At 42.1% G+C, this 10,966-nt stretch carries 10 protein-coding genes; 2 read left to right on the top strand and 8 right to left on the bottom strand.

Annotated features, from left to right (window positions below; translation table 11 throughout):
- The 7 genes from smc to AC1DPZ_RS15560 form a co-directional block, all read right to left on the bottom strand.
- A partial coding sequence (gene smc, locus AC1DPZ_RS15590; protein ID WP_477404969.1) for a chromosome segregation protein SMC occupies positions 1-3,361 on the bottom strand: 3,361 nt, incomplete at its 3' end.
- Positions 3,362-3,741: 380 nt separating this feature from the next.
- Positions 3,742-4,533, bottom strand: a complete 792-nt coding sequence (locus AC1DPZ_RS15585) for a PhzF family phenazine biosynthesis protein (RefSeq protein WP_477404967.1) — start codon at positions 4,531-4,533, stop codon at positions 3,742-3,744.
- Between the two features lie 149 nt (positions 4,534-4,682).
- Positions 4,683-6,119 (bottom strand): hypothetical protein, encoded by a 1,437-nt coding sequence (locus tag AC1DPZ_RS15580; protein WP_477404965.1) that lies wholly within the window; start codon positions 6,117-6,119, stop codon positions 4,683-4,685.
- A 1-nt stretch (position 6,120) separates the two neighbouring features.
- Positions 6,121-7,077 carry an aspartyl protease family protein gene (locus tag AC1DPZ_RS15575; protein WP_477404963.1) on the bottom strand — a complete coding sequence of 319 codons (957 nt, stop codon included), beginning with the start codon at positions 7,075-7,077 and terminating at the stop codon, positions 6,121-6,123.
- 85 nt (positions 7,078-7,162) lie between these two features.
- Positions 7,163-7,768: an ATP-binding cassette domain-containing protein gene (locus AC1DPZ_RS15570; RefSeq protein WP_477404971.1), complete on the bottom strand. Its 606-nt coding sequence runs from the start codon at positions 7,766-7,768 to the stop codon at positions 7,163-7,165.
- A gap of 62 nt (positions 7,769-7,830) precedes the next feature.
- Positions 7,831-8,133: a hypothetical protein gene (locus tag AC1DPZ_RS15565; protein WP_477404961.1), complete on the bottom strand. Its 303-nt coding sequence runs from the start codon at positions 8,131-8,133 to the stop codon at positions 7,831-7,833.
- Positions 8,134-8,769: 636 nt separating this feature from the next.
- Entirely contained in the window at positions 8,770-9,630 is an 861-nt protein-coding gene (locus AC1DPZ_RS15560; RefSeq protein ID WP_295719838.1) for a sigma-70 family RNA polymerase sigma factor, read from the bottom strand.
- Between the two features lie 224 nt (positions 9,631-9,854).
- Between AC1DPZ_RS15560 and AC1DPZ_RS15555 the strand changes: the two genes are divergently transcribed.
- Positions 9,855-10,037, top strand: a complete 183-nt coding sequence (locus tag AC1DPZ_RS15555; RefSeq protein WP_477404959.1) for a hypothetical protein — start codon at positions 9,855-9,857, stop codon at positions 10,035-10,037.
- Positions 10,038-10,039: 2 nt separating this feature from the next.
- Positions 10,040-10,252 carry a helix-turn-helix domain-containing protein gene (locus tag AC1DPZ_RS15550; protein WP_477404957.1) on the top strand — a complete coding sequence of 71 codons (213 nt, stop codon included), beginning with the start codon at positions 10,040-10,042 and terminating at the stop codon, positions 10,250-10,252.
- A gap of 57 nt (positions 10,253-10,309) precedes the next feature.
- On the opposite strand, the gene AC1DPZ_RS15545 is transcribed toward AC1DPZ_RS15550, so the two are convergent.
- A partial coding sequence (locus AC1DPZ_RS15545) for an MBL fold metallo-hydrolase (RefSeq protein ID WP_477404955.1) occupies positions 10,310-10,966 on the bottom strand: 657 nt, incomplete at its 5' end.

Here is a 10,966-nt window from a genome sequence, read left to right as displayed (position 1 = left end):
CATCAAGCGGAGCGTCTACCTCATCAAAAATACAGAATGGTGCTGGTTTAAGCAGGTAAAGCGAAAAGAGGATAGCGGTGGCTGTAAGCGTTTTTTCGCCCCCCGATAGCTGGTTGATGGATAGGGGGCGTTTGCCTTTTGGCTTGGCGATGATATCAATATCCGATTCCAGCGGATGGTTGGGGTCGGTCAGGATCAGGTCGCAGGAATCTTCTTCATTAAACAGAGATCGGAATACCTTGATAAAATTCTCGCGCACCATGATAAAGGCATGCATGAATTTTTCTTTAGCGGTATCATCAATCTCCTGTATGGTTGCTAATAAGGATGCCTTCGCCTCGCTCAGATCTTTCTTTTGCGCCTGGATAAAGGTATAACGCTCGTTCATTTCGTTATAAGCCTCAACCGCCATCGGGTTAATTGCACCAAAATCATCCAGCTGTTTTTTTAGCTTATCTGCTTTTTCGCGCAGGTCATGCTCACTTTCAACAGGTGTTTCTGTCTCGGGCAAATCTTCAATGTCGATATTAAACTCTACAGATAAGCGCTCTTTCAGGGCGTTCAGTTCCAGTTTAAGGTTGTTACGCTCATCGCGCAACTCGTTTTCTATAACCTCATGGTTGTCTTTTTTGCGTCTTAACGCGGTAATTTCATTTTCGTTTTCGGTGATGATGCCACGCCATTGGTAATATTCCTGCTCGGCTTGCTGGGTGGCTTTTTCCAGGTTTTCCTTTTGCTCGTACATCTCCAGCAGGTCATCGTCGGAGTTATCGGCCTGCTTCAGGTTTTCCTGTATAGCAATTTTTACTTTCTCCAGCTCGGTGCTGTTTTGTTTGATGCGGGTTTCCAGGCTTTCCTGTTGTGTATCGCGGTATTCCAGGTCTTTTATTAGGCTTGATACCTTGTTTTGCTGTTGGTGAAAACGGATATTCTCCTGGTTAAAGGCATTTGATTGTACCGATACGTATTCATTCAACTCGTTAAAAGTAGCCTGTTTATCAACTAGCAGATCGCTCTGGATCTGCTTCTGCATTTTTAACTCGGCAAGCTGGGGGTGCAGGGCAGTCATTTCATCCTTGATACCGGCAATCTTACGGGCAATATCATCCTTACGGTTAAGGCTGTTTTCAATAAACGTTTGGTATTGTTCCTGCCGGGTTTTTACGGTTATCAGCTCGGTATTCAACCGGTTAATGATCATCTGCTGTTCATTAATCTCGTTGCTTTTGGTTGATGAACGCAGGGCCGAAAGCTTGCTTTGCAACTCATCCGATTTACTTTTTTGCGCATTAACCAGGTTTTCGATACCCTTAATCTCCTTTGCCAGGTTCTCCAAATTCTTGGCCCGGCCAATCCTCTTTCCCTCAAACAAACCCACCGAACCACCGGCCATGGTATGCTTTGATTTGTTGAACTTGCCGCTTTTGCCAATCAACACCACACCATCGGGCAGGGCGGCATTGTTAATCTGCTGGTCCTTATCATCATCAACCAGGTAAACATCTTTAAGCAGATGGTTACATAGCTGGGCATATCTTTTATCAACCTCTATTACTTTTAGGGCCGAAACAGCGCCCGCATTTTCAAAAGCCGGGTTAGCGGGTATTACTTCTTCATAGTTTTCCAGTATAAAGAAGTGCGCGCGGCCCCTGGCGGCATTACTCAATAGTTGTATTGCCTTTATAGCTTCATCATAGTTATCAACCACATAATAGTTCATCAGTGGTTCCAGGTAGTTTTCAATGGCTACCCGGTACTCTTCCTTACAAAACAGTACATCGCTAAACAGGGGGGCATTTTTGGCCCAGTCGGCATTTTTCTTTAAAAAGCGGATAGACTCCGGAAAACCTTCCAGGTTATCCACCATACTTTTGGTAAGATTATACTCGTTTTGTTTAGCGTCCAGCTTGCGGCTTTCTTTAATGATGGTATCTTTTACCAAACTCAGTTCAGAATCGGTTTCGGCTATCTGTTCTTTTAATTTGTTCTCAAAATCCAAAGCCGACTGGTAATCATAATCCAGTGTTTCCTTGCGGTTTTGCAGCTCGGCAACCACCTGGTTAAAATGCGAAAGTTCTACCTCTTTATTGGTGGTATCTTCCATATTGCGCTGGCTTTCCTGCTCCAGGGCCTGTTGTTGAATCTGTAAAATATCAATATCCTTCTCGGCTTTGTAGGCCTGGTTTTGCAGGCGGGTATTGATGCCGGTAATCTCTGTGAGTTCATTGCGGGCTTCGGCTTGTTGTGCACGTAGCTCATCAACGGCTTCCTTCAGGTCGGCTAATCGGCTTTGAATGGTTTGCAGGCTCTCATCCTCCAATGCTTTTTCTTCGGATAAGCGCTTAATGTTATACAGTACGTGGTTAAGCTGGTTTTTATCCCTATCCAGTTCCTCGGTTAACCTTGATTCTTTATCCTGCTGAAATTTGAGCTGCTCGTTCTTGATCTTTTTCTCACTCTCGTAAGCACGGATCTTAGCTACAAACTCGTTGGTGGTTTTTTGCTGTACAGATAGGTTTTTTTCTTTGGTGATGCTATCCAGCTTTTGTTGTTGCAGTGCAGCTTCTAAAGTATCTATCTGGGCAACAATACCACCTTTTTCGGCTTTTTGCTGCTGCTCCTGGTCTTCAATTTTCTTTAACGATTCGCTGAAAGATACAATCCTGAACGATGCCAGCATAATGCTGAGCGATTTGTATTGCTCTTTGATGCGGTAATAACGCTCGGTTTTTTTAGCCTGGTTCTCCAGGGATTTTAGGTTCTTCTCAATCTCGAAAAGAAGGTCTTCTACGCGTTCCAGGTCGGCCTCGGTATCCTTTAGTTTGCTGAAAGTTTGTTTTTTGCGGAGCTTGTATTTAGAGATGCCCGATGCTTCCTCAAACAAATTCCGGCGCGAACCTTCCTTGTTGGTGATGATCTCGTCTATCATCCGCAACTCGATGATAGAGTAGGAGTCGGAGCCGATGCCGGTATCCAGGAACAGGTCGGTAATATCTTTCAGGCGGCACTGTACGTCGTTCAGGCGGTATTCACTTTCGCCGGTGCGGTAAAGCTTTCGGGTAAGGGTAACTTGCGAGTAATCAGTAGGCAGTACGTTTTTGGTATTATCAAAAGTAAGGGAAACCTCGGCAAGGTTGGCCGATTTACGGCTTTTGGTACCATTGAAGATCACGTTATCCATCTTCTCTGATCGTAGCATGCGGGTGCTTTGTTCGCCCAGTACCCAGCGGATGGCATCAACTACGTTTGATTTTCCGCAGCCGTTGGGTCCTACAATTGCAGTTACACCMTCATTAAAATTAATGGTGATCTTATCTCCAAAACTCTTAAAGCCCTTGATTTCTAAGCGGGTAAGCTGCATTTATTTTGTTGTATCCCTTACAAAAATTTAACCTTCAAAGTAATCATAAAAAAATGATTTATTAAACTTTTTTTAAGGGGAGGAAGGAGGAAGGATTTTGGGACATTCGGACAAAGGACTTTCAGACAAAGGATTTTCAGACAAAGGACAAAAGACTTTCAGACATTCGGACAAAAGACTTTCAGACAAAGGATGGGAGAGGGGGTGAAAATAAATAAATAAATTAAAACAAAGCATCCGATTGTCAATTCCTCCTAATGACTAATGACTAATGACTAATGACTAATGACTAATGACTAATGACTAATGACTAATGACTAATGACTAATGACTAATGACTAATGACTAATGACTAATGACTAATGACTAATGACTAATGACTAATGACCCAAAGAAATTTCGCCCTTTAAATAAGTAACCGCTTTGCCGCTCATCAGCACGCGGTCGCCTTTGAGTTCGCACCAGAGTTCGCCGCGGCGGGCAGAGATCTGGTAGGCGTGGAGCTTGTTTTTGCCCAATCTTTTTGCCCAATACGGTATCAGGTTGCAATGTGCCGATCCGGTAACCGGGTCTTCGGGGATGCCGGCGCCGGGAGCAAAGAAACGGGAAACAAAATCGGAATTATCACCTGGGGCGGTTGCTATTACGCCTACGGTATCCATTTTTGATAAGGCAAAAAAATCGGGCGTAAGGTCCCTGATGTCCTGCTCGGTTTCGTAAACTATGAAGTAATCCCTCGACCTTAAAAAGGCCAGMGGCTCCTTTTCGCCAAGCGATTCGGCCAGTCCATTTGGTGGTTCAATTGGTATAGGTGGCCTGGATGGAAAATCCATGGTGTATTTATCACCGTCGCGTTTTACAATCAGTGTGCCGGCTTTTACGGTTTCAAACTGGATGGCATCGCCATCGAAACCCAACTCGGTAAATAATATATGTGCCGATGCCAGCGTAGCATGGCCGCAAAGATCAATTTCGTATTCCGGCGTAAACCAGCGCAGTTTGTAGCCGGTATCTGTTTTTACAAAAAAAGCAGTTTCGGCCAGGTTGTTCTCAATGGCTATTTTTTGCATGGTGTCATCGGGCAACCAATCGGTAAGTGGGCAAATGGCCGCCGGGTTGCCGCCAAACAGGGTGTCAGTAAAGGCATCGGCCTGGTATATGGGGATAGTCATAAAAATTATTCTGGTGTAGCTAATATACTTTTATTAAGATAGAGTCAAGAATCAAGAATCAAAAAAAATGGAGCTGGCTCGCGCGAAGCATAAAAACTTCAGACAGTTTCCCGTCCTGACTCTTGAATCTAATCTCTTGACTCCTTTTCTTACTCAATCCATAAAACGGAATTTCCGGTATTATATTCGTTTTTTTCGTATAATTTATTTCCGGGATCCAGGATCCAGTTACCGTCAACCCAAAACTTATATCGGTATTTGCCGGGTTTAAGGTTAAGACTGATGGCCCATTCATCGCCGTTATGATCAAGTAACAGCCCTTCGGGGTCCCAGTCATTAAAGTTACCGGCAATATGCACGCTTTTGGCATTACCATAACCCTTTAGCTTAAAAGTATAGTTAGGCTTAACTGTTATAAAAGAATTGGTTACTCCTCCTTCCACAACAGTTCGCTTATTCAGCGGATCGGTTATCCAGCTGCCATCAACAATAAATTTGTAGCCATAATTGCCTGCAGGTATTATTAACGGTAGTACCCATCCCGTTGCTGTTTTTTTAAGGGCTATCTCGTTGGGTTTCCAGTTATTAAAACTGCCTGCCACATATACCTTTTGGGCCTTTGCGTATCCGTTAAGCTTAAAATTAATGGTTTCGCCCAAGTTTATTACCGAATTGGTATGGCCATCAATATCCTTTAACGTTACCGGGTTGGCAGGATCTGTAAACCACTGGCCATCTACCAGGTACCGGTAGGTGTGCATCCCATCGTGCAGGTAAAGTTTAGTTTCCCAGCTGGTGCCCTTTTTTTGGAGAATGATAGCATTGGCATCCCAATTATTAAAACTGCCTGCGAGTGTGATCTTATGCGCACCAGCAAACCCTGGAAGCCTGAAGGTGTGGTTGTACCGGTAATAAACCGAATTTACATCGTTAAAACCATCCGGGTGTTGCTGCAGATTGCTCTTGTCGCGCTGCCAGCGGCCATCAATAATATATTTGTATTCGTATACACCGGGGGCAAGCTTTACATCGGCTACCCAGCCGCTATCCGTTTTGATCATTATGCCCTTTAAGGTGCTCCAGTTATTGAAATTACCCGATAGTAAAACACGTTTTGCCTTCAAAAATCCTGGTAAATAAAAACGGGTTAAGCCGGACGGAAGCTCATAAACATTAACCTGCGAGAATTTGTTAATGCCAAATGTCTCATCAGCCGGATAGCCGGGTCGGTTATCGTCATTATTTGAAAGATTGGTGGTTATCAGGAATGGTTTATTTTGTGCGTTAACATTCAGATCGGACAGCGACCTGTTAAACTGAATTGAGTTTATGGAGCGTTTGCTGATATTCCAGCCATCTTTTGTTAATGCCGAGTAATCACCTTTTAAAATAGTTGCCGAATTTGCACCTTTTATACCTGCAGCTTTGAACAGGCTATCCAACTCCTGTTTTGACGAGCGCAGGTCGATCAACAAGATCAAATGATCTTTACCTAAAATAAGCGAACTGCGTTTTTGCGCCTTTGCATCAAAAATGAAGCAAGAGAGCAACAAAAAAACAATAACGACCGATCTGCACTTTTTCATACTACTGGTTAGTGTAAATGTACATCTCAAATTCTTTTTTCACAAAGTTGATGCTGAATACTCCCCGGATAAAAAAATCATATCCTAAAATTCCATCAACAGTATGCCCGTAAGCCTTGCCCATTTTATCCAGGCTGGTTAGCAATACCCGGTTTTTGATAAATCGCCGGTCGCCAATTTTAAGGGTATCAAAACGGGCGTATATCACCTCGAACGATGACCCGCCAATCCCGGTGGTTTTAGTACGGTTAAGCACCTGCATGCCGGGCAACAGTTTTCGTACCCTGTCATAGTCCATCAGGTTGGTTTCGGCGCCGGTATCAAAGGCAAACCATAATGGATTATTATTAGCTATGCCTTTAATAAATATCACATCATTATAATATTTGAAAGGGGTAACCATCCAGGGTTCATGAAAAATTTTTTCGCCTTGGGGGATATCGCCGTCTTCGTTAAGTTTATGGATATACATGGTGTTTCTGAACAGATCCACAGTAATGGCAAACTTGTTAAATAATCTTGTGCCAAGTAGCCCCAGTATTTTAATATTGCGGCTGTTTTCAATAGATGACAGATCGGTAACATCGGCAGTAAGCCTGGAGTAACGCAGGTCAAGGATACTGAAATTAAACACATAAGTTGTAAATGAGACGGATGCCGTACCATTTAAGCCCGCCGATTCCTGCTCTGTTACATGAGGTAGATACCTAAAGTAGGTAGAGTTTAAAATAAGATACGGGGCACCGGTATCCAGCACAAAATTGCCTGCTAAAGAATCTATCTGTGCTTCCACAATAATGAGGTTACCCGCCCTTTTTATGGGGATTACCAGTGTATTGAAATTACCGGACGGCTCAGGGTCCGGGTCGCGGATGGCGTTTTTGAAAGTGATGCCGCCTACAGATATTTTATCGCTGCACCGGCCTTTTTGCCAGCCGGCAACAAATAACAATATCATCAAATATAAATACGGCCGGTGCATCACTGGGTCTGTTTGTATAAGTAGACAATGCGAAACGGTTATATGTTACAGCCGGCTATATTTAATTGATGTGGCTTAAATAACCGTAAGCAACCAGCTCATCACGGTGTTTAATGGGCTTTGTATATCCGTTGGTTATTAGTATGATCCTGTCGCTTACATCCAAAATGTTGTAATACTGGTGGTCTGTTAAAATGATACCCTTCACTTTAGCGCATTTTTTAATTATGGCTTTAAACATTTCTGATTGCAAAGGCGAAATATGAGTAAAAGGTTCATCCAGCAAAATAAAATCGGCCTTGCTGTAAATAACCATCAGGGTTTCCAGCTGCCTCAGTTCGCCGCCTGATAGCTCACCTGCTTTTTTTTCACAATGATCGTTGTAAACCGGATGTGCCGAAAAATCATTCCAAAACCGGTCGTCGATAATGGTTTTTGCCAGGTTTTTTATTTTGATGCCGTTGGGCAGATAGTTATGCTGGGGCAGGTAGGCTACGCGCATATTGTGGTAACCTTTTTTGATGTATTCGCCACTGATACTTATATGCTTATAGGCGGGAGTAAGCGTCCCGAACATGATGCGCAATAAAGATGATTTACCGCAGCCGTTACGGCCGAGGATGCCCAATACTTCGCCCTGTTTACATTCCAGGTAAACGTCCTGCAGGATCTTCCTGCCGTCGAACTCCAGTATACACTGTCGGTTTTTAGTATAAGAGGTTCCAAATTTTAGCGGATTGTTGATAGTGATAAAAGAATAATGAAGGCAATAAGGTCGATACTAAACACATAAGCGTACAGGCGACCTATGCCATAACCGGCATTGCGGAAATAGAAGTAGGTTTTAGTTGAATTAAAGTTTAGATATTGGATACCCAAAATAGAAGCATAGCTGCACAATTTGCACAGGTAAGCAAAAGGAATGTTTAACTGACCGGAAAACACGTAGTAGATACAGGCGAATGTGGCCAATAAACACCATACAAGTATCGGTTTATAAAAATACCAGGTGATTTTTAAGGAGTTGATCATTTAACTAATTATGACAGGTTAGCTAAATAACGGGAATTGATGGTTTAAATTTTATGAGGTTAAAATTGTTATACCTCACCGTCAACGACGATCCATTTTTAAACAACTTCTAAGAAGCTGTTTAAATTTGATTTATTAAGTGTTCCATTTGAGTGCAGTGGAACACCCCGAACGCTTTGGAACGCTTTGTGGCTGATTATCAACAACTTAAGGTTTTTAAAAACCACCGAAGATCGGAACACTCATACTGTTGATAATCAACATTATAAACCCCAATATTAACTTATGATTAAAATTAAGCTGACGGACTGTAGTTCGATATCTGAATTTATCTCGCGCAAAAACGCAAAGTGATTTACTTCTTTTTTCTTTGTTAGTTAATTTCTATATAGTGTTCCTGTCTTCACTATAAATACACTTTTTTGAAGAAAAATCAATTTATATCGGGATATATAGAGCCGGATTAATTGGAAACTTATCATCCGCCGATCTCACAAATMCGGCAAATTTTAGCCTCTTAGGTTTACTTTTTTTTGTAGGGGTACATATTTGTGCCTCCCGAAAGACAGATTATCATAAAAGCAAAAAAACCACTGGCTATTCACCACTGGCTTTCTTAATATATTTTAAGGTTGATTAACCTAAGTACGATTTTAAAATTTTGCTACGCGAAGTATGGCGTAAACGCTGCAGGGCTTTATCCTTTATCTGGCGTACACGCTCACGGGTAAGGTTAAATTTCTCGCCAATTTCTTCTAAAGACAAGGGGTGATTGGTGCCCAAGCCAAAGAATAATATAATGATCTCGCGCTCGCGCTCGGTTAAGGTTGATAGCGACCGTTTGATCTCTTCGGATAATGATTCGTTAATTAATATCGAATCGGTATCCGGCTCATGATTTTCCAATACATCCAGTAGGGTGTTTTCTTCGCCCTGTACAAACGGGGCATCCATAGATACATGGCGGCCTGAATTGCTTAAGGTATCAGAGATCTTATCAACGGTGGTTTCAAGGATATCGGCAAGCTCTTCCGGCGATGGCTCACGCTCATATTCCTGCTCCAGTTTTGAAAAAGCCTTACTTATTTTACTTAATGAGCCTACCTGGTTTAGCGGTAAACGTACAATACGCGATTGCTCGGCAATAGCCTGCAATATCGACTGGCGGATCCACCATACGGCGTAGGATATAAATTTAAAACCCTTGGTCTCATCAAAACGTTTGGCCGCTTTAATTAAACCAAGGTTACCCTCGTTAATTAAGTCGCCAAGTGTTAAACCCTGGTTTTGATATTGTTTAGCAACAGATACAACGAAGCGTAAATTGGTCTTGGTTAAACGCTCTAATGCGGCCTGATCGCCCTCGCGTATTTTTTGGGCTAATATTACTTCTTCTTCGGCAGTTATCAGATCAACTTTACCAATTTCGTGAAGATATTTATCCAGCGATTGCGACTCGCGATTGGTAATGGATTGCGTTATTTTGAGTTGTCTCATCTATTTAATAAACCTTTCTATCCGTTGTATTCTGAATAGAACGTATAAAGTTAAAAATTTGTTCTAAAATAAAACATATAATTTGACAATGGCAAGTGAGTGATCTAAATAAAAAAATAAATTTCTTAAAATGATATCCGACTAATATTTATTGTTTTTCAATAAATAAGTTTTGAATTGCAATGAATTATAATTTTCTTTGGATATAATTTAATGATATGGTAATGAAAAAAATACGCAGTTTACTGGTGGCGGTTTATATAGTATTTGGCTTGTTTGTTCCGCAGAATGTTGCTGCCGGTGCACGGGGGTGTTTTAAACAGCGTTATAGTGATGAATTTAACCTGAATGACAGTGCGTTTTCCCGGAAAGTAAAGTTGAAGGAAGAACGATCCCTGACTATTTAATCATGCCGATAATCATTAACCTGGATGTAATGATGGCAAAACGCAAAATGTCATTAAACCAACTAAGCGATAGGGTAGGCATTACCATATCAAACCTATCTATCCTTAAAACAGGTAAGGCAAAGGCCATTCGTTTGGAAACCCTTGAGGCGATATGCAAAGCACTTGACTGCCAGCCGGGAGATATTTTGGAATATAGATATTTAAGTAGTTAGTATCAAGTCGTTAGTATCAGGTATCAAGAAAAAAGCTTATCTCACCGTTAATGAGCACTATAGTTCGTTCAACTTAAACGTGTCCTTTACCCTGATGCCCTTTTCGGTTTGTTGCAGGGTGCAGCATTCGTTCACGGGATCGTGCTCAAAAAACAGGATGTAATCATTCTCCGATGCTTCGGTCAGGAACACTTTTTTCTCTTTAAGAGTTGTAAGCGGAAACATGTCATAAGCCATTACATAGGGCAATGGCAAATGACCTACAGAGGGGAGCAGATCGGCCATGTAAAGGATTTTTTTGCCTTTATAGTTAATCAGCGGCAGCATCATGGCCTCGGTATGGCCGGATACAAAACGGATCTTGAAATCTTCGGTAAAAGCGATGCCGTCTTGGGTAGCGATAAATTGCAGCTGGCCGCTTTCCTGTATCGGTAATATGTTCTCCTTTAAAAAGGAAGCCCTTTCACGGTCGTTTGGATTCACCGCCCAATCCCAGTGTTTAGGGTTGCTCCAGTAAACGGCATTTTTAAAAGCAGGGAAAAGGTTTTCATCAACCCTTGCTACGGCACCGCCAACATGATCAAAGTGCAGGTGAGTTAAAAACACATCAGTAATGTCATCCCGGTGAAAGCCAAGGGCGGCTAATGAGCTATCTAAGGTGGCATCACCATGCAGGTAATAATGACTAAAAAACTTTTCACTTTGTTTTTTACC

The sequence above is a fragment of the Mucilaginibacter sp. P4_G9 genome (genome assembly GCF_056400985.1).
The sequence above is the reverse complement of the archived record's forward strand: the minus strand, read 5'-3'. Positions and strand labels throughout refer to the sequence as shown.

Bases quoted from the DNA above. Each gene is read 5' to 3' on its own strand.
- AC1DPZ_RS15580 (WP_477404965.1), bottom strand. From the start codon at position 6,119: ATGAAAAAGTGCAGATCGGTCGTTATTGTTTTTTTGTTGCTCTCTTGC.
- AC1DPZ_RS15575 (WP_477404963.1), bottom strand. From the start codon at position 7,077: ATGATATTGTTATTTGTTGCCGGCTGGCAAAAAGGCCGGTGCAGCGAT.
- AC1DPZ_RS15565 (WP_477404961.1), bottom strand. From the start codon at position 8,133: ATGATCAACTCCTTAAAAATCACCTGGTATTTTTATAAACCGATACTT.
- AC1DPZ_RS15560 (WP_295719838.1), bottom strand. From the start codon at position 9,630: ATGAGACAACTCAAAATAACGCAATCCATTACCAATCGCGAGTCGCAA.
- AC1DPZ_RS15555 (WP_477404959.1), top strand. From the start codon at position 9,855: ATGAAAAAAATACGCAGTTTACTGGTGGCGGTTTATATAGTATTTGGC.
- AC1DPZ_RS15550 (WP_477404957.1), top strand. From the start codon at position 10,040: ATGCCGATAATCATTAACCTGGATGTAATGATGGCAAAACGCAAAATG.